Below are 26,295 nucleotides of genomic sequence, written 5' to 3' on the forward strand. Positions count from 1 at the left end.
CATTTTGCTGGAAGGCACCGCTGCTTGATGTCGTACGACGAGGCTGCTTTCGCCTGCACAAAGGTCGGCTTGTCGCTGGCCACGGCGATTGCCCCACCAGGGTCGTTGTTCTCCGGCCTTCATGTCCCGTTCGTTGCAGCGCTCAGCCAGCTGGCGGCACTTAATCTAACAATAATTGTCAGCACCCCGACCATTCCCTGAAATGTGCTGGCGGCCAGATGTCAAAGTGCTATCAAAGTTTTGGGGGGAGATTTGCATGAACGCTTTACCGCAATGGACGGAGCTCGCAGAAAAACGCGGCCTCGATCCACTGGGCATGCAAAACAGCGGCGTTGCCCTTTATCAGTCTTTGGTGCCTGGCATCAGCAACGTGACGCTGCGCATGCGGTATTATGGTTTCTATTGCTGGCTGAGTGATGCTTACGCGCGCCATGAAGGCAGCACCGACTTTGAAGACTGGAAGAGATGGGTACGGCGGGCCGAGGCGCTTTATGCGTTGGTTTCGTCGGTGCAAGGAGGCGAAACCGGAGTTGGTGGTATCGATTGGGCGAACAATCGGCTTCTCAGGGGTGAGGCAGAGATTGACTTTATCGAGGCCGCGTCGACCGACCCGAATGTGAACCGATATCTGCGCCAGTCTATGGGTGTGTTCGGTGGCGCATACTACTCGCAGATGGTAGAGACCGGGCTGTTCATTGAAGGCGATCATGGCATCCCGAAGGCGACGGCTGCCCGGGGCATTACCGCCGCCGGAGCGTTCCGCGACGCGATCGGTCCGCAGGTGGAAGCGCTGCTCATCGCAAAAATCAGATCTGCGCGCGTCACCAGAGAAGAGCTCAGCTTTCTCGGGTCCATAGCACCCTCCCGGATTCAGGAGGACTCGCCGGAACGTGAGATCTATGAACAGGTGTTGTTTCCGGTAGGTGACAGCGTGACCGTGTCCGGCCAGAGCCGGCATTCAACCCTCTTGCTACTGCTGCGGGCTGCAGATGCACTGGGCAGCCGTCCTGATCCTGACGACATCCGCTGGTTTCTGTTTCACAGCGCGGACCTTGACCTGCCTGAAGCGCTTGAACGCCAACGCCTGCGTTGGGAGGCCTACCAGTCACACGATCTTTTCCAGCTGGCAGCCGCAGGATTGCTCGGATGGGCGATTGCGCTTGTGAGCGAAGTGGAAGGCGGTCTTGAGCTGGGCGAGATAGGGGCGGAAGTTGAATTCCGTCTCCGGAGCTCTGACTCAGTGATTGCTGACCGAACCTGGAAGGAGTTTCGCGGCGACCTGCATGCGGACGATGACGACTATCAGAACTGGTCAGACACCCTTTCGGCTAGGCGGCACCCGGCGGAAGACAAGGTCTGGGAAGCTCTTCGACTCATCGCGGCATTGCATGGCCGTATCCATCGGCGGTCCGAGCTGGCTGCTGAGATCGCGCAAAACTTTCCTCTGGATGGCCATGCCCGATCGATCCGGACTGAACTGGCTTGGTTCGACAATCAGGAAGGGCGCCCTGTCGCCGAACTCGTCTCAGACTATCTCGTGCGGCGGATCGTGCGACGGCACAGCTGGGTCGCAATGCAGAAGTTCCGGCGACAGAAAGACTACACTTTCCTGTTTGAGGCGCGCGACGGTCGGATTGCACACCGGTCCGACTACCTTCCGGTCGCGACCACACCGCGGCTCGCGCCTGCTGTGCAGTTCCTCGCTGACATACACCTCGTCGGGCCGGATGGTCCTACGATCCGTGGTCACGAGTTGCTTGGTCTCAACCCATGAGGCTTCTTGACCGTCTGGTGCGGCGAAAGGGCCGCGGCTTTCACAGCGCACTGGCGACCAGCTTTGCCGTCGAATTCGGCGCATTTGAGGACGTCATGCTGCCTCAGCTGATGGGTAGCGGGGCGACCAACATTCTCATTGTTGCCGACGACCGGATGACAGCGCTCGCTCTTATGGATGGTTCGACGCTGCCAAGGCAACTCGGTCGGGACTACGCGCTGTACGGGCCACCGGTTGGGGCAGGCGTGTTTCACCCGAAGATCGTTCTGCAGCTTGGCCGTGATGGAGGCCGGGCGTTCGTCAGTTCAGCGAACATCACCGGCGCCGGTCTGGGCGGAAATCTGGAGATCGCGACCGAAATTGAATGTTCTGCGGAGCCTGGACCCGAACAGGATTTCATCCGCGCGGTTTGGCACTATGTTGAACGCATCACATCGGAAACAGAGGGAGCCGCGCGCGACGCGCTTGACTGGGCACGCGAGCGAACACCGTGGATTGCCGGACCTGTGCCCGAAGACGTGCAGGTCCTTGGTGATGACAGCCTTCTGGCGTTTCTCGCCATTCCTGACGAACTGGGCGTCCTGGAACGTTTCGCAGGCCTTGTCGGAGGTGCTCCCGTCGAGCGCCTGATCATCGTCAGCCCCTATTGGGACAAAGCACTCGACGCTATTGCTGACATTCGCGCGGCCCTCAATCCAGGTCGGATCACCGTGTTGCTGGATGCTCAACGGCACGATTTTCCCCGTGAAGCGGAACATGCTGCTGATCTGGAGATCATCGACATTTCAGAGTGGGAAGGAAGCCGCTTCACTCACGCGAAGCTTCTTATCGCGATGACCGCAGGCCACGACCATGTGCTCTCAGGCAGCGCGAACTGCACGCCGCCCGCCCTCGGCCGCAAAGGTTTCGCCGGTACCAACTCTGAGGCATGTGTGTATCGCAGACTGCCTGCCGGAATCTCGATCGAGACGCTGGAACTCCTGGAGTTTCTCGACCTTCCAGCTACGCGCGCAAGCGAACTGCCGGTCGTCGAGCATCGCGAGCCGATCTCGTTTACCCCCCTCGCAGGGCGTCGCGCAGGAAGTTTTGAGGTGGATCATGGCCTGCTGATATGGACACCTCCAGACGTACCGCGCTGGACGGGCGGCAGCATTGAGCTCATCGACTCGTCGGGAGATCCGGTCATCCGTGTAGAAGCCGAGCGGCTGATCGTGCGCTCGCACAAACGGATCGTGCCGCTGGACGATCCTTTGCTGGCGAAAGTTCATTTCGCCCGCGTGGTCGAAGGCGAAATATCTTCGACAGTTGTGCCAGTGGTCCATCGCGCGCTGATGAGGAACAGGCGGCGCGAACCTGCCAGCGGCCGCGTTGCGCGTTCGGCCGCAGCGTTCCTGGAGGGATCTAGCGCGGAGTTCTTTCTGCTCGAAGCTTTCGAATATCTGTACCGTGCCGACACTGCAGAGGCCGATGCGGCGCCTGAGATCGGGGCGGCACACGGACCACGCCCAAGAAAGGAAACCCTCGCTGAGCCCGGACGAAAGCTCAGCTACGAGGAGTTCATGGCTGAGCGCGCTGGTCGTCCCTCCAGGGGAGCAAAGGGCGAAAACACGCTCGCAGGAACACATTGCGATGGTGTGCGAGTGCTCCTCAATCGCCTGTCGGGCGGAGGGGAGGCGGCCGACGATCGCACCGAGGACGTGGATGATGACAACTGGATGGATCTCGGTGACGAGAGCGGAGATTCTGAGAGCCTCAATCCCCGGATTCCAGAACCGGATCCCGGATCCCGGGTCGAGGTCGACCAGAAGCCACCAGCTGCCGACCGCAAGGCTTTCGAGCGGGCTGTGGACAACTACGTCGAGGGTCTGACCAACGACGAGCGCTCTCTGAGTCCGGCCGATGTTGTTAAACTCCGCCTCCTGCTTATGGTCATTCTATGGAACGCGTACTGTGCTGCCTTCCCAGGTGGCCTGCAGTGCTCGGTTGACGACAAAGGGTGGCCACGCCTGGTGCTCCGGGTCATCGCGGCGTTCTTTTGCGGAAGAAATCCACCGATCCGCCGACTAATCCTGGCCAGTGATCTCCAGGAGATGCCCATAGATTTTCTCGAATGTTGGGCGACTGTGATCTGGGCGCTCGACGCGATAGCCCGGATGCTTCCGGTCACCAGTGGCACCAGAGACTTTCTAAGCCGTTTGCCAAAGCTCAAGGCGCAAATTGTTGCGCAGCTCGGCCTCACTCAAGCTGACCTTGCCGGCGACGTGATGACAAAATGGGTAGCCGGACTAAGCAGGGAGATGGGCCAGCGTCTCGGCATCGAGGGTAGACAAAGCGGTCGATATCCCTGACGGATTTCGTGGCCGACCTCATTTACCGATGACGAACGGCGTGCAAACCAGTAGCATCGTTGCCCATCGGCGGCTCGACTGCCGAGGACCGGAACTCAGCGCGATCATAGCTGGTCTGTTTCCACTGTGTCGCGAAGTCATGCGGACCATCGCGGACGGGGACAGTCGGTCCCGCGTCCCGTCCTACGGCCGGCGCTATGCTGACGCTCCTACGGCTGTCCTGTTAACCGCCCGCGGCGGGGGCGAATTTCCTTCGTCCTGCGCGCGACAACGTCCCCTGTTGCGGACGCGCGCAGAACTGCGGTTTATACGCCGTCTTCCTCAGAGCGCCGACAGTTGCCCGCGTGGTGACTGGCCGGTGAGCACGCGTCGCCTAACGCCAAACCACTAAGCGCTCCCGTTGGTTTCGCTCTCCTCGTCGATGGTGCGCACGGGGAGATAGGCGTTCGTCTCCAGCCACTCGCGCATTACAATCTGTATGAGGTCGGACCGGCCCACTTTCATCTCGGCAGCCAGGTCGTTGAGTGCATCCTCAGTCGCCGGCTCAAGGGTAACGCCGGCAACATTCCTGAGCATCAAAGCAGCGCGACGAAGGATGATCTGCAGATCTGGCCGCGACATGTCCCCTATGCGATCCGCGGCGCTTTCAAGCTCCTCGGCAAAGGACAGGCGGGTCATGGTCTTTTGTCGCGCCGTTCACTGCGCCCTTTTGCTTTTCCCAGTTCCGCGGTGATGTAGGCGGTGGCCTGTTCGGTTGCTCGCCTCGAGTTCTCACGCCGCCGTTCCAACTCCTCTGGCGAGTAGTACACCTCGGGAGCAGTCATGCGGTCTGTAGCAGCCGTCGAAAGCGGTTTCCATTCCTCCGCATCGGCGGAAGGCCTTTGAGCCAACCGCGCTTTTGCCAGCGCCAGCACAAATTGAAGAGGCGATTGTCGCATCATGTCAGGATTGCGGAAACCGCATGCAAGCGCAAGCCTCGCTGTCTAGTGGCAGGTTTGTCGTTCTCAAAAACGGGCCGCCGCCATCTTGGGAGTGCCTTTTGGAGCGGATCGTATGCGTCGGCTCATGAGATTGGCACGCTGGATGGCGGTAGCGCTAGAGCGCTACCGCCTTTCCCCCACTCATTGAACCACCAGTTCCGGCTTCGCTGTTACGGGTGAGAATGAGAAAGTCTGCAGCGCGTTCGCGATCATAGTCGCGGCCGTCGACAACAGCGCGGGCGGCATTCCGGAATGACAAACCGGAACTGAATCGCGCTCCGACTCTTGAATCAGGTTCGAGTAGCCCAGGGGTGTCATGATGCAAGACAAGCGTTTCGATATGCCCGTTTCGGTCGCGTTGGGCCGGTCCGGCAACACTATCTACATACAAGGTTGAGCGCGTGGCGCAGGCGGCCGACGTGCTTCTCAATCGCTGGCCCGCAGTGACGGGGAAAAGCCATGTGGCCGCTCGAAGGGCCTGCCTGGCGGTCCTAGACGGAATCAAAGAAGCCAGCGTGGCAAGGGCGGCGTTCGTGAAGGCCGCGGCTGACGCCGACATCTTGCGCGAGGACGACTATGGCCGTGGCTAAGAAGGATCAGGAGCGCGTCGGCTATGCCTGGCTCTATGGGATACAAGCGCGCAAGGACGGAAGGAGCGCGTCGTGCCTGAGTTCTGGAGGGAATATGCCGACGGCTGGTTGCAAGGCTTCGATGGTGCGTCCATTCAGGGTGCCGGCAAGGCCGAGCCGGTCAGCGATCGGATGGAAGCGGAGGTCGATGAAGCTGGGGTCAGCAAACTGTAGGCGGCAGCCTAAAGCGGCTTGCCGGCGCGTACCATAGCGCGCGCGATCGCGAGCTCTGCTTCCGTCTTGGCATTCTCTTTCTGGGTCATGTTGTCAGCGGCAATGAGCCGCTTCAGCGCCCGCAATGTCTCACCCCGGGTCCAGCCCACTTCCAACATGCAATCGATAATTGCTTGAAAGCCGGGCTCCATAGCCTCCTGGCAGTCTAGCGCGCGGTCTACGTAGTCATGGTCGTCCAGGTGCCTGGGCGGATCGATCATTCTTTCACTCCATGTCCGGCACTTCGCCGTTGGTGAACAGCACTGTCGGCGGGCCATAGTCGCCAAGCGCCGGGTCGGCGTCGCGACTCCATGCTATGACACCGATATGGTTTGAAGCCAGCGCCTTTGCCGTGCGGATCGCGCGGTCCTCGCTTTGCTGGTCGGTCGGGCCGTATGCGGTGAACAGGTCGCCATCCTCGCCGCGGTCGAACGCGACGACAACGATCAGCTTCGGCTTTTTCTGATCTGGCACATCGTCGGACACTCAGTGCGTCCTGCCGGAGCGGAGATGCATCTCGATCTTATTGATTGCCTTGGTGAGGACATCGACTGCCTGCAGATTGACGGCGAAATCGAAGTTACCTTGCGCCGTTTCGAATATCAGAACGCCGACCTTGGTCTCGTCGTCGCTCATCATGCCCATTCCAATGCCGGTCGGCATATAGGGTGGCTTTTCTGACATTGTCTCTCTCCTCAGATGCGATGTGGCCTGTCAGCCATTCGGCCATCTGGCCGTGCGACCTGGAGTGGCCAAGCATGATCGGTAAACGATCGCGGCCGTGTTTTGTCGTTCACCATTATTCGAAATGCATCGACTGCCCCCGCATCATTGCCAGGATTAGTGCGATTGCCGGATTTGCAGGTGGCTTCTCCATAAGCAACGAGCCGTCGAAATCGCGCCACGCCGCCATGCGCAATTCGTCACGGTCATCGGCGACCGCAGGGTCGAAAACGTGGGCATCATAGGGATCCCGGTCAATCTTGATCGTCCAGTCCTTGAGCGCCTTGCGAGCCATTTCTTCAACCTGGGCAAGGTCGCTGGTGAAGAAGGGGATACGGTCGCCTTCTTCCGAAAGCGGCTCCACCCGATCCAGCGTCGGCCGTTCGGGGACCCAACCCAGAACGAAGGCAATATCGAAGTCGATCTGGCGGTCCGGGCCGGCTGTAACCTCAAGCCGTTTGACGACGTCAGGATAGAGCTGCTTGCGCGCCGGCCACGTGTCCGGAAGCGCCTCGGCTTGCAATCTCGTTCGGGAAACGTCGATCAGTTCCATGATCTGATGGCGCGGAACTTTGTGCTCCGGCCAGCCCGCACAACATGCAGTCGTCGCAGCCTCGTCGGCCTCCATCCAGACCGAAGCTGCCTGATCCTCGTCCTCGGTTGGCTGGTCGTCTTCCGGAAAGCCTTTGATATCCCACCCTTCCAACGCAAACAAACCCTCCGCGCCTTGCAAAGCCGTAATGCCGGCCCGCGCGAAGACTGCTTCGGCTGCTGCGACACCGCATGCCAGTTCCTCGGGCGTTGCACCTTCAATGTTCAAGCGAAGTTCCATGGTTCGCCTCCTGTACCAATTCTCGCAACAGTGAACAAAATAAGAACATCGCTGTCAATAGACTCTTGACAAAGGCGAAATAGCTACGTTTTTTCAGCCAGATGGCACACTGGGCAACGGTCGATGAATCTGTGCTCAATTCCCAAGGCAACTGCATTCGTGACCGATGCTACACGCGGACCACCGCGGACGGGGACAGTCGGTCCCGCGTCCCGTCCTGCGGCCGGCGCTATGCTGACGCTCCTACGGCTGTCCTGTTAACCGCCCGCGGCGGGGGCGAATTTCCTCCGTCCCGCGCGCGACAATGTCCGCATGTGCGGACGCGCGCAGGACTGCGGTTTATGCGCCGTTTTTCCTTTAGGCGCCGGCAGTCGCCGGCGCGACGCCCAGCGAGCATCGTGGCCTTCGACCGTATCGTCCTGTCGGCAAATGCCTCTATCGATGCCACCGGGCGGGCGGTCGCGACAAACATTTCTTCCGCAGCGCAACCTAACCATGCCATTGACTCTTTATTAGGAAGAGAACAAATGAGGAACATGCCATCAGCATTCCGCGTTCAGGGGACAGATGAGTGGATCGACGCCAAACGCTGCCATTTCTATCTGCGAGATCGCATTGCGCGTCTCGAAGGCGGAAACACGCGCGAACGAGCGGTGCTTCCCTTCGGCATCTCCTCTATCGACAGCCACCTGCCTGGGGGCGGTGTGGCGCTTGGCGCTCTCCACGAGGTTGCCGGTGGCGGCAACGGTGCCATCGATGGCGCCGCCGCGTCGCTTTTTGCAGCCGGGATTGCAGCGAGGACGCAAGGCAAGGTGCTTTGGTGCGTCACGCGCCAGGATCTGTTTGCGCCGGCAATCGCCCAGGTCGGACTTCACCCGGACCGCGTGATCTATGTCGAAGCCGGTGACGACAAATCGCTGCTCGCCTGCTTCGAGGAGGGCTTGCGGCATGTCGGGCTGGGAGCTGTGGTTGCCGAGGTTGCCCGGCTGTCGATGACGGCCTCGCGACGCTTGCAACTCGCGTCTGAAGGCTCTGGCGCGATGGGCATCGCCATCCGCCGCTGGCGGCGTCAGACCGAGGCCGCCGATTTCGGCAGCCGACGGCGTCTGTCACCCGCTGGCGGGTTTCCGTGCTGCCATCGCGTCCGCTTCCGGTACCCGGCGTTGGCCGGGCACGATGGCAACTTGAACTGATCCGGTCTCGTGGAGGGGAAACGCTCGATATCGAAGTGGAGGCTTGTGATGCCAAGGGTCGTCTCGCTCTTCCTTCCAAACTGGTCGACCGACCGGCTCAGAAGGAAATTGGGCGACGTCTCGCCGCCGCCGGATAGGCCCTTGGTGACGGTCGGCCGGCACGGCAACCGTCGCCTGGTCACAGCTACAGATCGGGCGGCATTCGAAGCGGGCCTGCGCGTCGGAATGCCGGCGACGAAAGCTCAGGCCCTCGTTCAGGGTCTGGTGGCTATGGAAGCGGAGCCCGATGCCGACGCGGAGGCATTGGAGCGGTTGGCCTTGTGGGCCGTGCGGCGGTACGCGCCGATCGTAGCAGTGGATCCTCCAGACGGATTGATCATGGACACCACCGGCGCCGATCACCTCCATGGCGGTGAACGTTTGATGCTGACCGATATGGTCGAGCGCCTCGGCCAGGTCGGCTTTTCGGCCAGGGCAGCGATAGCTGATAGCTGGGGTGCCGCTTATGCGGTGGCGCGCTATGCCAGGCAGACCGTCAGCGTTGTCGCTGTCAGTACAAGCCATGACGCGATCATTGCCCTTCCCATTGCCGCCCTGCGATTGCCCGACGCGATCATCGGCGGCCTGCGGGTTTTGGGCTTCGACAGGGTAGGCGAGCTTCTGCGGCAGCCGCGCGCACCACTGACCCTGCGCTTCGGGCCTGAACTGGGCCGCCGCCTTGACCAGGCCGCCGGAAGCCTTGCTGAACCCATAGAGCCGGTCCGGCCTGCCGAAATGGTCGAGGTCAAACGTGCCTTTGGCGAACCCATCGGTGCGGCCGAGACGATCGCGCGTTATGTCGGCAAGCTTGTGCACTCGCTGTGCGCGGAACTGGAGACCAAGGGTCTCGGCGCCCGGCGGCTAGACCTACTGCTCTGCCGCGTCGACAACCGCGTCGAGGCCATTCGCGTCGGCACGGCCTTGCCGGTTCGCGATGTAAAGCGACTGACGCGCTTGTTGTGCGACAAGATCGAAACGGTCGATCCGGGCTTCGGCATCGAACTGATGCGCCTGTCGGCGCCGCTGGCTGAACCGCTGACGCCCAGACAGAGCATCTCGTCGCTTATCGAGCAACGCGACGCTGACATCTCGGACCTGATCGACATTCTCGGCAATCGTGTCGGTGAGGAAAGGCTCTATCGGTTTACGCCGGTTGCCAGCGACGTGCCCGAGCGATCGTTCCGGCGCGTGGCGCCTGCGTCCGCTGAGACCGGCGACGCCTGGCCAGACCATTGGCCGCGCCCGGCGCGCTTGTTTGCCGTGCCGGAGCGGATCGAGGCAATCGCGTTGTTACCGGATCATCCTCCGGCAAGCTTTACCTGGAGAGGCATCCGTCGACGCGTCAAGCGCGCCGACGGTCCTGAGCGTGTCTTTGGCGAATGGTGGAAGCGCGACGCCGAGCTAGCCGCCGTGCGCGACTATTTCCAGGTCGAGGATGAGGCTGGGGAACGGTTCTGGATCTACCGTGCCGGCGATGGCGAGGATGCCGCGACCGGTTCCCATCGTTGGTTCCTGCATGGCATATTCGGATGACGACGCCCTATGTTGAGCTGCAATGCACCTCGCATTTCTCCTTCCTGTGCGGCGCCAGCTCCTGCGAGGAACTGTTTGCGCAGGCAGCCCTCATGGACATGCCGGCACTCGCCATCTGCGATCGAAACAGCCTGGCCGGCATCGTGCGAGCTCACGAGGCAGCAAAGGCGACCGGTGTCAGGCTGATCGTCGGCTGCCGGCTGGATCTGGCGGAAGAGATCTCCATTCTGGTCTACCCGACCGATCGCGCGGCCTACTCCCTACTTTGCCGGTTGCTGTCGCTGGGCAAGAAGCGTGGCGGCAAGGCGAAATGCGTGCTGCATTGGGCAGACCTTATCGCCTATGGCGAAGGCCTTATTGCGGTTTTCATTCCGGATCAGGCCGACGACACATGCTCGCTGTGGCTGCGGCGGCTGCGTGTTGCATTTGGCGATCGGACTTACATGGCGCTGACGCTGCGGCGCCGTCCCAACGATGCGCTGCGGCTGCATGATCTGTCCAATCTTGCCGGACAGTTAGGCGTGCCAACGGTCGTCACCAACGACGTACTTTTCCACGAGCCGTCACGACGAATCCTGCAGGACGTCGTCACTTGCATCAGGCACAATGTGACGATCGACGATGCCGGGTTCCGCCGCGAGCGCCACGCCGACCGCTACCTGAAACCGCCCGCCGAAATCGCGCGGCTTTTTGGTCGCTACCCCGAAGCGATAGCGCGCACGCTTGAGATCGCCGAGCGCTGCCGGTTCTCGTTGAACGAGCTTTCCTATCAATATCCCGAGGAGCGCATGCTGCCCGGGCTGACGCCACAGCAGGCCTTGGAGAAACTCACATGGGAAGGCGCCGGAGAGCGCTTTCCCGAGGGCGTGCCCGACAAGGTCGTTGGCACGCTCAAACATGAATTGCAGCTCATCGAGAGACTGCAATACGCGCCGTATTTTCTGACGGTCAATGCGATCGTTCGCTTTGCCCGCAGCCAGGACATTCTATGTCAGGGCAGGGGGTCAGCGGCCAACAGCGCCGTCTGCTACGTGCTGGGCATCACGTCGATCGATCCCGCCCGCAATGATCTCCTGTTCGAACGCTTCGTCTCCGAAGAGCGCCGGGAGCCCCCTGATATCGATGTCGATTTCGAGCATGAGCGGCGAGAAATCGTCATGCAATGGGTGTTCGAAACCTATGGGCGCGAGCACGCGGCCTTGTGCTCGACCGTCATCCGCTATCGCTCGAAAGGCGCCTTGCGCGACGTTGGCAAGGCGCTTGGCCTGCCCGAAGACCTGATCAAGATGCTGTCATCGCAGGTCTGGGGCTGGTCGGAAGAAGGTGTCCAGCCAAAACATGCCGAAGAACTGAACCTCAATCTCGGCGACCGCCGTCTGCGCCTGGCTTTGGATTTGGCCAGGCAATTGATAGGCGCGCCGCGTCACCTGTCGCAACATCCCGGCGGTTTCGTGCTGACCCGCGACAGGCTGGACGATCTGGTGCCGATCGAACCCGCCGCGATGAAGGATCGTCAGGTCATCGAATGGGATAAGGATGATATCGACGCGCTGAAGTTCATGAAGGTCGACGTACTGGCGCTAGGCATGCTGTCCTGCATGAAGCGCGGCTTCGATCTCTTGGCTGAACACAAGGGCATCAATCTCGATCTCGCGACGATTCCGGCTGAGGATCCGCGCACCTACGCAATGATCCGCAAGGCCGATACGCTCGGCACCTTCCAGATTGAATCCCGCGCCCAGATGTCGACGCTGCCGCGCATCAAGCCGCGGACATTTTATGATTTGGTGATCGAGGTTGCGATCGTTCGGCCAGGGCCGATCCAGGGCGACATGGTGCACCCCTATCTGCGCCGGCGCGAAGGCAAGGAGGACGTTGTCTATCCCAAACCCGAACTCGAAAAGGTGCTCGGAAAGACCCTGGGCGTGCCGCTGTTTCAGGAACAGGCGATGCGCGTGGCGATCGAATGCGCCGGCTTCACGCCAGGCGAGGCCGATCAGCTTCGCCGCGCCATGGCAACCTTCAAGCATACCGGTGGCGTCTCCAGCTTCGGCGCCAAGCTGATCGGCGGCATGGTGAAGAACGGCTATGAGCGCGAATTCGCCGAAAAGACCTTCAAGCAGCTGGAAGGCTTCGGCAGCTATGGCTTTCCCGAAAGCCATGCTGCCAGCTTCGCGCTGATCGCCTACGCATCATCCTGGATGAAATGTCATCACGCGGATGTCTTCTGTGCAGCCCTTCTCAACGCCCAGCCGATGGGTTTTTACGCGCCGGCGCAAATCGTCCGCGATGCCCGGGACCACGGTGTCGAAGTGCGGCCGGTCTGCGTGAACGCGTCGCGCTGGGATTGCACGCTCGAGCCCACTGCGGACGAGGACCGGTTCGCCGTTCGCCTTGGTATGCGCATGGTTCGGGGCCTTGCCAATGCCGATGCGGCTTCCATCGTCACCGTACGCGCTGACCAGGCCTTTGCCTCGGTGGACGACCTCTGGCAACGCGCCGGCGTGCCCGCTGCCTCTCTGGTCGAACTCGCCCAGGCCGATGCGTTTCAGCCGTCGTTGTCGCTGCCTCGGCGTGAGGCCCTATGGGCGATCAAGGCGCTGCGCGACGAGCCGCTACCGCTGTTTGCGGCCGCCTCCGCCCGCGAGCAGCGCAAAGTAGCGGAAATTGACGAACCGGCTGTAGCACTGCGGGCCATGACGGCCGGCGGCGAGGTTGTTGAAGATTATGGGCATGTCGGGCTGACCCTGCGGGACCATCCGGTTTCCTTCCTGCGCGCCGATTTGCGGCGCAAGCGCATCGTCTCATGCCGCGAGGCCATGCAGGCGCGCGATGGACAATGGCTGGAGGCAGCCGGGCTCGTTCTGGTCCGGCAACGGCCAGGTTCGGCCAAGGACGTTATGTTCATAACCATCGAGGACGAGACCGGCATCGCCAACCTCGTGGTGTGGGTCAAGGTGTTTGAAAAGTTTCGCAGGGTCGTGCTGTCGGCAGGCATGATCGGGGTTTATGGCCGGATTCAGCGGGAAGGTGAGGTGGTTCATCTTGTCGCCCATAGGCTCAGTGATCTCTCGGCCGATCTTGCCAGCGTTGGCGACCGGGACACTGACTTTCCGCTGCCGCATGGGCGCGGCGACGAATTCCATCATGGCAGCCCCACGCCCGATCCGCGCGGCATGCCGAAGGGGCCGAGGCCGAGGAATATTATCGATCCCTATCTTCACATCGACCAGATCAAGGTGAAGACGCGCGATTTCAAATAGGTGCGCGGGTTGGCTCGCCGAAGAAATAACCGGGACTGGTCGATGGGGATATGTACCTTCGACGGCTTTGGTCAGGAGCGGCGATACGTGCAGATCATTGAACGACCGGCATCGGCCGGGAGCGGACCTTCTCGCGATCGACTACTTGGATTCCACAAAGCCGACCATTCCGCTCAGTTCCAATCGCAACATGGAGCGCTCCAGCAAGCCAGCAGGATTGGCGAACGGCTTTGCGCTTGGATGCGTCGTGTGTGCTTCGTAGACGCGCCACAGGATGTATCGGTCCCGTTCACGGAGCGCTTTTTCGAACTCCCGCTGCGACCATTCAAAACGGCCGTCGACTCCCATCGTCGATTTCACTTCGAGCCAGAGCGGTTTTCCCTCTTTGTCGATGGATCGAATGTCGTGGTCCGCACCAGGCTGAGTCTTCGAGACCCAGATCACGTGCTTCTCGGGTTCTTCATGGCCGAGCAGCCGAACCCGCTCCAACTCCGAGAGGTAGATGATTTCTTCCCCGCGCGCGCCGACCTTTTGATCCCGAGCTACGTCGTAGGCGTCTGGCGGACGCCAGCTGCTCCCCCCACCCGAATACCAGCCGCCACCGGCTTGTGGCCGTGATCTGGCCGCTACGGCGTGGTCGCTCGGGCGTTCGATGCGTGCGGTGACCATTTCGATGGCAGGCAAGGCAAACTGAGGTCTTGGAACTTCGGGCGTCGAAGGCGCTGACGGCGGAGGTATCGCCGTTGGCGCCGACGGAGGTGTTTCGTCTGGACCAGAGGCTTTCGCTTGATTGAACATCTCGGTCAGAAGTGACTGTATGATAGCTTGTTGCGGCGACGCGGTGGGCTCGACGTCTACGTCAGGTTCCTCTGAGAGTATGGCCGTCTCAACCCAGGCCGGGGGCTTGAGTCCCTGACGCTCGAGATAGGCAAACATATCCGCGCCGGACTCGCACATCAGGAGCGGTAAAAGCGCGACCGACAGTCTCCGCGCGTCGGTCACCTGAGTGGCGCCGAGAAGTTCCGCCAAGGCGTAAGTCAGGTTCTGCTCAAACTCGAACTTTGTCCGCGTGGGCCGTAGCGCTATGTCACCGTTGACTGCAGCAGCTTCGGTGACGATCGCGACGGTCTTGCCGCCGACCGTGTATCGCCGGTCGATGCCGGTGACAAAGCGAATGTGCTCGATGGATGCCAGGCGGTCCATCACCTCCCGCTGGAAGAGCATCCGCATGCTGCTGTGTTCGCGCCGATAGTCGTAGACGAGGAGGTCGACTGCAGTCCGGAAGTCCTCGCGTTTGAGAAGCTTCAGGATACGGTCTGAATGGCCAATTTTAAACCAGGGCGGCGGTTTGCCCTCAACCCCGAGTGCGAGGAGTGGCTCGCCGGAAATCGAGGTGAGCCGACGCAGGTTTAGCGTCCCGAAAAAGTGCCGAGATTCCTCGGTGACCGCGGCAAATCCTGTGGTGGCGCCCGCTTGGGCGAGCGCGGCAGCCAGCGCCGGGAAGTCGTCTTCGACGAAAGCCCCCGAGGAAATGTCAGCACGACTGAACAGGCAGCCGTCCTGCCCAAGCAAGCATCTGGTGTCCTCGGGGAGGGCTTCAGGCAGACCCGAAAACCCACGCTGATGATAGGCCTCACGAAGGATCTGACGAACTCTGACACTTGCGATGGACTTCCCCGTCGTTTGATCAGCAGCCCAACGGAAGAGCTTAATCCAGTGATAGTCTCGGGGATCGGTTGCGGCGCCCAGGGCCTCAAAACTCTCGACCAGGCTGCTGGGAGCACGCAGATGAGGCGTTACTTCCTGAAACCATACTGGTATTCGGCTGCCGACCACGACGTCCCGTGGTGCATGGTAGGCGCCCCCACACCAAAGGATCGCCTGATCGGCGAAGTCGCCAGGGGCTATTCTTTCAGCCCGAAGCGCTTGGATGAGAGCTGCGTAGAATGTGACCAAATCGTCAGGAGGAAGACCTTTGTCGGTTAGCTCCTCAAGCGCCTTGAGCATGACGGCGACGGAGGGGCGCTCCTGACATCCCAGGCGTGCATAGAGGGCATGATCTCGGCCCGCAACGATCCGACTGTCACTTGCTGCGCAGATCCGGTTGACCGCGTTATCAAGGAACAGATCGTCTGGCGCCGCTAACTCGCCGGAGCGGGCCGAGAGGAATGGAATTGCCCGCAGCCGTTTCACCACCCCTGGGGTGAGATATTGGAAGTTGCCCTTCAGCAGAGCTTCAAAAGCTGACGCTTTTTCCGGTTCATTGATGAGGTGTGCGGCAAAGACGACTATGTCATCACCCGTCAGCTTGTCCCGCAATCGAAGGGCGGCAAGCAGCTTCGGGCGTTTGGCTACGGCCGGCGCCGGCGCATGGATAGTCCGCGAGAGGAGGCGGGCCTGTGCGGCCGGGAGGATCACCATGTCGATGGGGGCTATCCACCCGCCACGATGGTCGCGCAGGACGGGGCTGTGCCTGAGCAACGCGATGATCGACCGGTTGAGCGTCAGGTCATCAGACAGCAGGTGCTTGTACAGCTTCTGGCGCTCGTCCTCTTTAATCGTGCCAGTCCGAGCGCGTTCGGCGGCGGCGCGCAACCATGTGTCGAGATCGAATGGCTCGCACAGATCGGTCAGCGCCTTCTCGCCATTCAAAGACGGATGCAATCGCGTGGCGAGGGGCGCCTGGCAGACGTCCCATATATCCTCCTCTACCACTACCAGAGTATCGGCCGCTTGCAGCGACCCGTCAGCTGCTAAAGTCGATTTGGTGAACTTCAGATCCCGTCGGTTTTCGTTCGAAAGCCGTCGACCGACACTGGCTATGGCCTTTGCCATCGTGCGCTGCCGCTGGAGATCGGACAGGGCGGCGGAATAGTCGTTAAAGCTGAAATCCGCGTCCTCTTTTAGAAGTTTGGTCGCCAAACCCGACACATCTTTGGGCGCGCAACGCAGACGGATCATGGAATTACGCGTGAAGGGCTTGGCCCCGCATAGTCTCACGAGTTCGCGCAGCTCGGGGACGCTGGCCAGATCGGGCCGAAGATATCGCGCTGATGAGAGCAGTCCTGCAAACGTGGTGTCCTCTGGAAGAACGAGGTCTGCCGCCTTTGCGAGATCGCCGTTGGAAGAGGTTGGCCAGCACGTGGCTTCCTCGAGGTGCTTCTTCAAGGCGGATGCAAAAGCTGCCGGCTTTGCTTCAGTCGTGGCGCGGATGGCTAAGAAGGCGTCTGATCCGAAGCGGGCAATCCAATCATCGGTCAACAAAGCTACCGTCAGCTCGGCTGCCTGGCCCATCAGCCAAGTGTTCCATTCGCAGTCCAGGAGGGCAGAGCGATCGGCGACCAGATCAAAGGGAGCGCTGACGCTCACGGCTGACCCGGTAGCGGAGCTGGGTGTTTGCAATGGGTAGAAAAACCGGCCGGTGGTGGTCACGTCGGGCCGCTTCAGGCGGATGGGAAGGGAAATGCCGATCCGGACCGTCTCGCCACCTGCTGCGTAATAGGGTCCTAACGCCTGGTCGGTGAACTTCGCAGGTATCGGCACGGCACGGGTGAACTCAATCTCCTCGAAGCGCCGGGTTGCAACCTTCTCGCCAACGTCGGACCGATCAGCCAGCCTGCCGACCCGTCGAAGGGCGTTCACCCCCACTACCTTGCAGGACTCGCGCACGACATCCTGGCGCCACGAGAGGGTTCGCCCTTGACGGTCCGAGCGCAGTGTCAGGACGCGGATCCCACGCTTTCGCCCTGGAAGTGCCAGCTTGACCATCGTCGCAAGGAGTCCACCCGCCATCTTGTCGAATGTCTCGGCCTCACGTTCCGCGGTGAACGGCTGCAGCTTGGCGAAGGCCTGTGTGCGATAGGGGACGTGGATACTGACGCCGCGCTGGCCCTTCGACCCGACATCACTTTCGATCTTTGTGGCCAACCGGATGAGATTCTGAACGGCGCGTCGACCATTCGAACGAACGTAGATTCTATCGCCGAACAGGAAGAGCGAACGAAGGCCAAAGTTCTTCGAGCCGATGCCATTTTCCTTTGGCACGATCTCCGTTCCGCCCGAATCGCCGGCCACCCGGCCGGTGCCGATCACCACGTCCAGGCGCTCCCAGCCTCTCTTATCAATGGGCCTGCCGGAGCCGGAGATGGACAGCTGGTCGGTGCCAAACGTCACAGCCATGACCTCGCCGTCTGCATCGAACTCGTTCTGCACGAGTTCGCGCAGGACGTCCGTCGGGTCGTGTCCGAGCACGAACTGGTCGATGATGCTGCCGCCGATCTTGGTCTCGTAGCCGGCGTCACTATCGACGGGCGGGGACCAGCTTTGCGTCGGCGTTGCCATCACCGGTGCCGGTGTGGCGCGATTACGTCTGCTTCGTGGAATCAAACTTTCGCCGTCCATCCATCCCACTCTTCGTTAGTCCAGACAGCGCCATCGTGTTTCCGCTGCCGGACATCTGAGTTTGGCTATCAGCTTGTCTTTTCAAGATATGGCACGCGGTTTGACAGCGCGCGAGCCTGTCAATGCAAGCGGGCCGGCTCAAACGGCAGGCCCCTTGGCAAGAGTGCTGTATTACAGCACAGCTTGAGGTACGTGACCTTTATTTCCCTAATTTCGATTCGACATTCGACTGTACATCTCCATTTGAAGTAGGGCGCTTTTTAGGATCATATCAAGGGGGACGCATGTATTTGTCAGAAATATCCATCACGAATTTTCGCTCGTTCGATCAAGAAACGATCAAGCTGTCTCTGGATACAAACATTTTCGTTGGCGAGAATAACGGCGGCAAGAGTAATGCGATCGATGCTATACGATTGGTGACAGCGCCTCTTGGAGGACGCAGGGAAATCTATTGCGAGCCAACCGACGTGCGGTTTGGAAGCGACAAGCGACGCTTCGAATTGGAGGCGCGTTTTGACAAGCTCAGCGTTCCCCAACAAGGACGCTTGATGTCAGCGGCAATAGACGAGACTCTGGAAAAGGTGAGGTTTGGGCTCACCTACGATGACAGCGCCGGGAAGTTTCCCGTAAAGCCGGTCCTGTGGGCCGGAAAGCATAAGACGACGCCAGAGGCGGGATGCCATGACAATGTGCGTCACGTCTATCTTCCGCCGCTCCGAGACGCCAAACGGTCGCTTGCTTCAGGTAACCCAACACGCGTCTATGCTTTGTTGAAATTCTTCCTCGACGGGGGCGATCCCGATGAACTGGCAAAGAGGTTGCAGCGAAACACGACCGATCCGATTCTGGGGAAGGTAGATGGGGCTGTGGATGTCGGTCTATCTGCCCTGACATCGGGAGTGCGGCGCCAGTCGGCATCGCTTGGGTTCGCGAAGGATGAGAAACTAATCGATATCGCTCGCGATCTGAGGTTCAAACTGGCGGATCACGGTATCGAACCCGAAGACCTCCGGTACTCCGGGCATGGGTACGCGAATTTGCTCTACATGGCGACAATCGCGGTCGAACTCGAAAAAATGAGTGCGGCCGACCTGACCCTTTTCCTCGTGGAGGAACCTGAGGCCCATCTGCACCCGCAGTTACAGGCAGCAGTTTTGTCATTTCTGGAGGAGCAGGCGGAGAAATCCAGGGAGGCGAAGCCGGACGACGCTGAGCGCGCCGGGGAACTGCAGGTTGTCGTCGCGACGCATTCACCGAATCTTTCTGCTTGGGTCGACAGCAAGAAATTGATTTTCTTCCGTTCTTTTACGAAGCCGTCACCAGCCAAACCCGAAGGGGTGGAAGGAGCCGATGCAGCGCCTCCTGTTCCTGATGCAAAGATGGCGGTGCCAAGAAGGGAGACACGCTGCATACCGCTGGGCGAGTTGGGTTTGACCCCTCTCGAGCGGCGAAAAGTAGATCGATATCTTGATGTGACGAAATCGGCGCTTTTGTTTGGTGGCCGGGTGCTTTTGGTGGAAGGCGTCGCCGAAGCCTTGCTATTTCCCGTCATCGCGAAGCATCACGTTTTCAAGGGCAAGCCAGACTCGTTTCGGCTCTTTCGGTCCGCCGTCTTCGTGCCGATCGACGGGGTGGACTTTCAGCCATATGTGAAACTCCTGCTCACAAAATATTCGGATGTCAGAATTGCAGACCGGCTCGTGGTGGTGACCGATGGCGATCGGGAGGCGCAACCAGCTGGCGAAAAGACGCCCGGCGAGCTGCGGAAAGAAGCCCTGAGCGCAACACTCAAAGCCCTTGGAGCAGAAGGGCTTTGCGACACGTTCATAAATACCTATTCGCTTGAGACGGAACTTGTTCGTGCCGGCAACGCGCCGTTGATGAAAAAGGCCTTTCTGGAGCTTCATAAAATGTCTGAGGCGGCATGGGATGCGGCTGTCGCAAAAAAAGAGGACGACCAAGCGGCAGCAATTCAAGCACTCTTCAAGACCCGCCGAAAGGGCGATTTCGGGCAGCTCGTCGCTGAGCGGATCGTCGCCGGTGAGGACTTTGTCGTCCCTAGTTATATCAAGGGAGCCATTGAGGCCCTCGTAAAATGACGGGCGCATTCGAGCCCACGGACCAGCAGCTCAAGATCATTGGATACGGCGCCTCCGCATTCATCTCTGCTTGCCCTGGAGCGGGGAAGACACGGGTGCTGGTAGAAAGGGCACGGGAACTTTTAGCCGGGCGGCTAGGCGGCCGCGGCATTGCATTTCTTTCCTTCACCAATGCCGCCGTCGCCGAACTCGAAGCGCGCTTACGTCAGGACGCGAAATTACCATCGCCTGCGTTTCCCCACTTTATCGGAACTTTCGATAGCTTCCTCTGGCAATTCCTGGTGGCGCCCTTTGGAATTCCTGGTTTGCCGATACCGCCTCGCTTGGTCCCCGATTTGGAGCACAGAACTGTGCGTCCGTTCGAGAAAGCCATTCCACTGCCCTTAAGCTGCTTTGATCGCAAGAGCGGGGAGCTTTTGGCGACGCCTGCGAAGAAGCTGGGTTTCGATGTATTTGCCAAGCCGGCAATGACAAAGGCCTATGTGACGGCTGCTCGCAAAGCCCGGGAGAGGTTTTGGGCTCGCGGTGAGCTCGGCTATGACGACGCCAGGGATATTGCATCTACGCGCCTGGCAGATTTGGAATTAAGCGCCCGGATCAGCACGGCACTGTGTGGCCGTTTCCAGGAAGTCATCGTTGACGAGGCGCAAGACTGCAATCCATCAGATCTGGAAGTTATTTCATGGCTGCACGAAGCCGGCATCTCGACCAAAATCATATGCGACCCGCATCAATCCATCTACGCGTTTCGCGGTGGAGTGACGGAACAACTGGTAGCGTTCGGAAAGAAATTTCCCGAAGATAGTCGCTTGCCGATGACAGGAAATTTCAGATCGAGCCGTCACATCACCCGCGCGATAGTGGCGCTACGCACAAAAGAGGCGCGCGACGTAATAGATGAAGCGATAGGGCCAAACCGGGATCACGCCACGCCCGTGTATGTTCTCCCCTATGCGGGATCTGCTGTGACCGAAAAAATAGGCGAGAAATTCCTTGAGCTTATCGACAATGTGGGGTTGTCGCCATCGGACTGCCCGGTGCTTGCGAAAACCCGGCAAAGCGGAGCGAAAGCGATAGGGCAACCCACGACAAAAGGTAAATTGGACCTGACGCTGAGGCTCGCCATGGCGACCATGGACTATCATTTCGCGTTCGAAGCCGGAAATAGGCGGGCTGCATTGGAGGACGTCCACGCTATTGTCCTGGAGATTTTGGGCAAATTGGATGGCAAGACCTACCACCAACATCTAGTGGCGGAAGGGATAACGGCGAACTCTTGGCGTCCAATGATCCTCGCTTTGGTTCGAAGGCTCAAATTCGATCCGGCCGTGTTCGCCAATGCTGACGAGTGGCATGCGCTGGCGAAAGCCTTGATCGGACCGATGCTGGCGCCGGGAGGATTTTCAATTGGCCAGCGGCTCAAGAAGAATGCCGCGCTTGAAGAGGTCTTGGGGCTTCCGCCTGTTTCCGGTTCTCCGGCAAGGACCATTCACTCGGTTAAAGGGTTAGAGTTTCCCGGCGTCTGTGTTGTGATGACAAAAAACTCGAAGGCAATAATAGATTTTTTGGAGACTGGAATCCCCCAAGATCATGCTGAAGACGCCCGCGAAATCTACGTAGCCGCGTCCCGCGCAGAAAAACTGCTGGCGATTGCGGTGCCAAAGAGCCAAGCGCAGCGACTAGCCTTGCATTTGCGAAGTCTGGGTTCAGAAGTCACAGTTATGGCGATATAAACCGATGTTAACTGACAGGTTCCTTGTCGATCGCTCAACATGTGCGTGCCGCTATGTTGGCGAAGCGTAGCAAAACCGTCAGGTCAGATGCGCTTGCCAAGGGGTCTCTCCATCCTGACATGAATGCGTGAACCGTCGTGTTACGGTCCGGTGGATTACGTCACTGGCCTGACAGCCATCGAAGCAGATGGGAGAGTTCACCACGTCTAGGATCAATCGCCGCGCCTTGCTCTTCCACTCTGGCAGCGCAGTCGCCTCGTCTGTTACCACAACGGCGCTCCGTACAGAGTCACCGGACCGGGACCAACAGCCGTCCAATAGATTGCGAACGCTGATTGAGGCCCACAGGACAGCATATGCGGCGTTCGGCAAAGCTCTGCACAATGTTCGCGGTCGCAGCGGCGAGTCCGACAGAGCCAGCCAGGAGGAGGAGAGGGCACTGCTCGCCATCTGTGGTTATGCTGCAGTTGGGGAAGGGGATCGCCTGACCAAGGCCAGATATCTTTAGAGATCGAAGCGCGCGGCGAACTCGACCTCGCAGAGCATATGCAGGCCGTTCTCCGATCAACGATGTGGATGAGATGAGACGACCGCCGCGCCAAGCGGTCAACCAATGAATGTCTGGTGGGCGCCACATCCCGGTCATTCCGAACCGACGTTCGACCTCCTAAAAAGCGGACGTTGCCATGAGATTTCTGGCTTCGATCACCGAATGTCCCCTTGCGACGAGAGCCTGGAATTCGTCCCGCATACGGATATGACGACCTGGGTCCCTGCGAAGTGCTTTCGGTACCTCATTCCCATGACGGAATGCTGTCCGGGTCGCGCCGCCATCTGCATTGCGCCACTCAAGATGAGGGTCAGGAATGAACTCAAACCTGTTCGGCGCAGGCACTAACTGCGGCGTCAGACAGATCCATTGATTTCCAATAATGGCGACCGAGTGGAGGATCAGGTCTTCACCATGAGGCAACCATCCAGTGACCTGTCTGCTTTTGCCATCCAGGTCACTGGCTTCTTGCTCCCCGCAATTTCGGTGACAATCATAAGGCACGAAGCCAGCCGCCAAAAGCTCTTCCGCGGGCGGCCGAGAAACAGCTACGCGCGGCAGCGCGCTCACCTCTTCATAGGCGGCCGCCTCTATTTCCGATGGCGGAAAGGCCATAGACTGCACATTTCGTCGGATGAGATCCGCAAGTTCGATGTTCGCGGCGGTTCCTGCTGCCACAGTAGTTGCCTCCTGTTCCATAAAGGGGACCCAATTCGGTTTCGGGCGACAGACCTGATCGTTCGATGCCCTACCTGCTGCTGCTACTTCAAGAATGGTACCAGATGCTGATGACCGGCGTTCAAAGCAGTCGTCACACAGTCGCAAAAAGGCACCTCAGGAAATGTCTCCGCACCATTCGCCAGACGATACCGGTGACTGGGTAGTGTGTGCGCGGAACTCACGATGCGGCCTTAGGAATCGATCTTGCAGCCTCTCCGATCCGGCTAACAATCATCGAAGAAAGCCGTAGCTGCCGAGCAGAAGCCGAACGTATTCGGGGACTATTTCATAAACCTGCCTTGAAACGAGCGCGCCGTCAGGATGCGCTTGGATGTGCTCACCGCTTTCGACGTCGTAGTAGTTGCGAGCGATTTCTGCGGGCCATGGGAATTCCGGCTCAAACGGTACCTCTGCAAACGGATTGAAATAGACCTGAAGCCCATCCAGATGGGTTTCACGATGAAACGATGAGTGCTGAATAAGCACATCTGAACCGCCGATCTGATGCTCACTCTCTCGCCGTTGCGTGAGGAGGTAGTTCAGCGCGGCGAACTGAAACCGGTGCGTCCCGACTTGCCAGAGCTCCGAACCGGGCGCAATCCTGTCCTTGTCGATCACCCTGTAACGGGTCGCCCGGACGAGCCTGTCAATCTTACTTTCAACGACTGCTTTTCCAAAGGTCCCGACCGTAGAAAAGAAAACGGCGCTGATCTCTTTGAACGAATCGTTCGTGAAAATTCCCATCTCAACTCGCGCACCCGAAGGCTTCAGGAGAGAGGTTATCCTGTCTTGCTTTCCTAGGTCGGGTCCTTCGAGCACAGGCGGCGCCAAGCCAAAAAGGACCATGTTGATGAGTTCGTTGTTTTGGGTGAGTGAGAGGTCGCTATCGAAGGGGGCGATTGCAATGACAAATGGCCGATTGCGGACGTGGCTCATCGAGGAATACGGGTGTGTCTTTCCATTGCTTCCGCGGTAAAGATCCAGCTTATCCCTGATCTTCCCGACAAGTTTCAGCGCACCACGGGTTTTGAAATCTTGCTCGTTAAAGGTCTTCTGCTGCTTCGAGGCCGGAGGCTGGTCGGAGACGACAGCCTCTACGTTGAACTCGTAGTTTCCGGGTCCTCGAACGAAGAAATCCGGCGCAGACTTTGAAAAGTCGACACTGCATCCCAAATCGATCAGCGCTCTGTTCAGATAGAGTTCCCACATCGAGGAATTGAACGTCGTTTGAAATTCGTTGATGAATTTCTGGCTCTCTCCCCTGCGATCCAGCAGGCCAGTCGCCCAGTCTTGAACGATGGGCTGGACCTTTGCGTAGTCAGCGTCGACCGAGATGAGACGAAAGTGATTGTGGAGTTTTGCTTCCCGGAATCGCGGAGTAAACAAGTCCAACATTCCGGTACCGTTCTTACGTTTCAGTTGTGCATCGCGCTGGTCGCCCGGCACTAGGGAGCCGGGCTTTGGCGACGTTCCTTCCGCTTCTGGAAAGTCAAAACGCACCTCCTTGGAATCGCTTAGAGCCTATAGAAGCAAAACCAAACTGCAATGGTAGGCTCGAAGGACTGCCATTGGATTGGGATGGGGAAGGGCAGCTTACATCTTTGTTCGAAGTAGCTCCCCATGTCCGATAAGGGGTCGCCTGAAGAACGGCAGCTTCTCGCAACTTACTACCGAAACCGAACGGTCTGGAAACGGCTCCAGAACGTTTATTGGTAAGCTCCGGTCTGCACGGCGCTTGTGACTCATCCCCTCTTGTCGTTCCTTGCCTTCATGTCTAAGTTACGAATGCTTCGGCAGGAGCACGCTACCCGTCAATTGCGAAACTGCTGGTCAGTACTGCCTTTGGAAATGAAACCCGATTATGTTTTTCGGGCTCGTGAAGTGGTGGACGGGTGACGCTTTCGCATCGAGCCGGGAGAAAAACATGTCGACTCATGATCTTCGGCCAACCACCATCATTGGCATAAAGTCCCTCGCAAGGGACATTCACAAAAGCGACGGCATTCCTCACGGCAATGCCCTTGACAAGGCAGCCGCTCAGGCTGGCTATTCAAACTTCACGCACGCACGGCGAGCATTGGTCTCAAACGCTGCCTCTTCGGCGGTCCCGATCCCTCTTGCTGCCATCTTCGTCACCATGCGCTGGCGCGACAGCGAGACCAAGGCGTCGGGCTACGAGACCGTTCGGGTGGCGTTGAACAAGACCCTCGATGACATGATAAAGCCGAGCCAGTATCGGCATGACCGCTGGCTTGGGTACTTCAAGCGCTGGGCGGGCGATCATCTTGTCAGCGACAGGATCGCCGCTTCCATCGACAATGCGAGGCGCACGGCATGCGGAGCTGCCCGGACCCTGCAGTTCATGTGCGCGACCGGGCTGCTGCCTTCGTCCTCCGACAAGACAAGACCCGCAGGATACGGGGACACCCGCATACCGGGGAGAGACCATGCCAGCACTTGGTATGATCCTCATTCCAAGACCTACATCGCGCTGGACGAGCCGTACTCGGCCGCGGTCAAAGATCGTCAAGAAGCACGTCGTGCGTGGTCGACGCAACATAACTGGGATGTCGTGAAGGCCTCATGGGCTGGCATGTACAATCCGGATGGCGGATGCGAGATGTATCTGATGTCGGATAGGGTCAAAGGCTATCCCGTCAGATCAGTGGAAGACGCGCTAGCTCGCATCGCGGCGCCTATCGTTGTCGCCAGCTGCGACCTGCTCACCCTTCCCGACGGCAAGCGGTTTGAAAGCCCTGGCGAAATCGGACAAAGGACAGCACGAAAGGTTCCAGCGGCGGAGCGAAAGCCCCGTGCAGGGAACTCATCGGTGCCTTATTCGATGATACTGTCGGGCCGTGGCCGACGGCCTGACAGACGGATGTCCATCGGCGGACACTCGGCCGTCGGCGCCTTGCTCAAGAAGGTCATCGCCGGGTCATATGGCCGGGCCGGCGTCAAGAAGCGCATAGAGTCGGTGCGTAGCGAACTCGATGACTGGGTCCAGATCGAATACGATGACAAGGAACTGCCCAGCAGCCAGTTCTTTGAGCTGTACTATCGTGATCCGCCAGCGCTTCCGGAAGGCGAGAAGGGCGCAGCGGGGAAGGAAAGCAATCTCCAGCGACTCGCGGAAGCGAAGGCCGTCCTCCTGAAAGAGTATCCGGACTGCGCGCCGCTAAGGCATCTGGTCGGCAAGATCGATGCCGCAGCAAAGTCCCTTCAGCTGTGGAAGGCCTAAGGGATTCGACAGAAGGCGCGC

General features: G+C 59.5%; 18 protein-coding genes and 1 pseudogene. 10 read left to right on the forward strand and 9 right to left on the reverse strand.

What is annotated here, in order from left to right; all coding sequences use genetic code 11:
• Nucleotides 1–256: 256 nt before the first annotated feature.
• The gene (locus tag EJ075_RS25900; protein WP_126106275.1) at nucleotides 257–1,774 is read left to right on the forward strand and encodes a hypothetical protein; all 1,518 of its coding nucleotides are present in this window, start codon (nucleotides 257–259) and stop codon (nucleotides 1,772–1,774) included.
• Entirely contained in the window at nucleotides 1,771–4,122 is a 2,352-nt protein-coding gene (locus tag EJ075_RS25905) for a hypothetical protein (protein WP_126106276.1), read from the forward strand. Before EJ075_RS25900 ends, EJ075_RS25905 begins: the two co-directional genes overlap by 4 nt.
• Nucleotides 4,123–4,509: 387 nt before the next feature.
• On the opposite strand, the gene EJ075_RS25910 is transcribed toward EJ075_RS25905, so the two are convergent.
• A complete protein-coding gene (locus EJ075_RS25910; RefSeq protein ID WP_126106277.1) occupies nucleotides 4,510–4,800 on the reverse strand; it encodes a hypothetical protein in 291 nt (96 codons plus the stop codon).
• Nucleotides 4,797–5,063 (reverse strand): hypothetical protein, encoded by a 267-nt coding sequence (locus EJ075_RS25915; protein WP_126106278.1) that lies wholly within the window; start codon nucleotides 5,061–5,063, stop codon nucleotides 4,797–4,799. Before EJ075_RS25915 ends, EJ075_RS25910 begins: the two co-directional genes overlap by 4 nt.
• 440 nt (nucleotides 5,064–5,503) lie before the next feature.
• On the opposite strand from EJ075_RS25915, the gene EJ075_RS25920 reads away from it, so the two are divergent.
• Together EJ075_RS25920 and EJ075_RS33840 are read left to right on the forward strand one after the other, a co-directional pair.
• On the forward strand, nucleotides 5,504–5,692 hold the full coding sequence (locus tag EJ075_RS25920) for a DUF982 domain-containing protein (RefSeq protein ID WP_245458016.1): 189 nt from the start codon (nucleotides 5,504–5,506) through the stop codon (nucleotides 5,690–5,692).
• A 72-nt stretch (nucleotides 5,693–5,764) separates the two neighbouring features.
• Nucleotides 5,765–5,905 carry a hypothetical protein gene (locus tag EJ075_RS33840; protein ID WP_245458017.1) on the forward strand — a complete coding sequence of 47 codons (141 nt, stop codon included), beginning with the start codon at nucleotides 5,765–5,767 and terminating at the stop codon, nucleotides 5,903–5,905.
• A gap of 8 nt (nucleotides 5,906–5,913) precedes the next feature.
• Here EJ075_RS33840 and EJ075_RS25930 read toward each other — a convergent pair whose 3' ends face one another.
• From EJ075_RS25930 to EJ075_RS25945, 4 genes are all read right to left on the reverse strand, one after another.
• Nucleotides 5,914–6,165 carry a hypothetical protein gene (locus EJ075_RS25930; protein WP_126106279.1) on the reverse strand — a complete coding sequence of 84 codons (252 nt, stop codon included), beginning with the start codon at nucleotides 6,163–6,165 and terminating at the stop codon, nucleotides 5,914–5,916.
• 4 nt (nucleotides 6,166–6,169) lie between these two features.
• A complete protein-coding gene (locus EJ075_RS25935) occupies nucleotides 6,170–6,430 on the reverse strand; it encodes a hypothetical protein (protein ID WP_164547185.1) in 261 nt (86 codons plus the stop codon).
• Complete coding sequence (locus tag EJ075_RS25940) at nucleotides 6,431–6,628, reverse strand: hypothetical protein (RefSeq protein ID WP_126106280.1); 198 nt, start codon at nucleotides 6,626–6,628, stop codon at nucleotides 6,431–6,433.
• Nucleotides 6,629–6,743: 115 nt separating this feature from the next.
• Nucleotides 6,744–7,499 carry a hypothetical protein gene (locus tag EJ075_RS25945; RefSeq protein ID WP_126106281.1) on the reverse strand — a complete coding sequence of 252 codons (756 nt, stop codon included), beginning with the start codon at nucleotides 7,497–7,499 and terminating at the stop codon, nucleotides 6,744–6,746.
• 575 nt (nucleotides 7,500–8,074) lie between these two features.
• Here EJ075_RS25945 and EJ075_RS25950 point away from each other — a divergent pair.
• From EJ075_RS25950 to EJ075_RS25960, 3 genes and pseudogenes are all read left to right on the forward strand, one after another.
• A pseudogene (locus EJ075_RS25950) lies at nucleotides 8,075–8,829 on the forward strand (ImuA family protein).
• Nucleotides 8,741–10,264 (forward strand): DUF6504 family protein, encoded by a 1,524-nt coding sequence (locus EJ075_RS25955; protein WP_126106282.1) that lies wholly within the window; start codon nucleotides 8,741–8,743, stop codon nucleotides 10,262–10,264. The pseudogene EJ075_RS25950 and the gene EJ075_RS25955 overlap by 89 nt, the downstream one beginning before the upstream one ends.
• The gene (locus EJ075_RS25960) at nucleotides 10,261–13,527 is read left to right on the forward strand and encodes an error-prone DNA polymerase (RefSeq protein WP_126106283.1); all 3,267 of its coding nucleotides are present in this window, start codon (nucleotides 10,261–10,263) and stop codon (nucleotides 13,525–13,527) included. The genes EJ075_RS25955 and EJ075_RS25960 overlap by 4 nt, the downstream gene beginning before the upstream one ends.
• A 141-nt stretch (nucleotides 13,528–13,668) precedes the next feature.
• On the opposite strand, the gene EJ075_RS25965 is transcribed toward EJ075_RS25960, so the two are convergent.
• On the reverse strand, nucleotides 13,669–17,928 hold the full coding sequence (locus EJ075_RS25965) for a DUF3883 domain-containing protein (RefSeq protein ID WP_126106284.1): 4,260 nt from the start codon (nucleotides 17,926–17,928) through the stop codon (nucleotides 13,669–13,671).
• Between the two features lie 284 nt (nucleotides 17,929–18,212).
• Here EJ075_RS25965 and EJ075_RS25970 point away from each other — a divergent pair, with 284 nt between their 5' ends.
• Together EJ075_RS25970 and EJ075_RS25975 are read left to right on the forward strand one after the other, a co-directional pair.
• Nucleotides 18,213–20,030 (forward strand): AAA family ATPase, encoded by a 1,818-nt coding sequence (locus tag EJ075_RS25970; protein ID WP_126106285.1) that lies wholly within the window; start codon nucleotides 18,213–18,215, stop codon nucleotides 20,028–20,030.
• A complete protein-coding gene (locus EJ075_RS25975; protein ID WP_126106286.1) occupies nucleotides 20,027–21,763 on the forward strand; it encodes an ATP-dependent helicase in 1,737 nt (578 codons plus the stop codon). Before EJ075_RS25970 ends, EJ075_RS25975 begins: the two co-directional genes overlap by 4 nt.
• A gap of 667 nt (nucleotides 21,764–22,430) precedes the next feature.
• Here EJ075_RS25975 and EJ075_RS25985 read toward each other — a convergent pair.
• Entirely contained in the window at nucleotides 22,431–22,991 is a 561-nt protein-coding gene (locus tag EJ075_RS25985) for a hypothetical protein (protein WP_245458018.1), read from the reverse strand.
• Between the two features lie 273 nt (nucleotides 22,992–23,264).
• On the reverse strand, nucleotides 23,265–24,533 hold the full coding sequence (locus EJ075_RS25990; RefSeq protein WP_245458019.1) for a hypothetical protein: 1,269 nt from the start codon (nucleotides 24,531–24,533) through the stop codon (nucleotides 23,265–23,267).
• Nucleotides 24,534–24,957: 424 nt separating this feature from the next.
• Between EJ075_RS25990 and EJ075_RS33845 the strand changes: the two genes are divergently transcribed.
• A complete protein-coding gene (locus EJ075_RS33845; protein ID WP_126106288.1) occupies nucleotides 24,958–26,274 on the forward strand; it encodes a DUF5623 domain-containing protein in 1,317 nt (438 codons plus the stop codon).
• The last annotated feature ends 21 nt before the right edge of the window (nucleotides 26,275–26,295 follow it).

Origin of the sequence: Mesorhizobium sp. M6A.T.Cr.TU.016.01.1.1, from assembly GCF_003952585.1 — a bacterium.
GTDB lineage: Bacteria > Pseudomonadota > Alphaproteobacteria > Rhizobiales > Rhizobiaceae > Mesorhizobium > Mesorhizobium mediterraneum.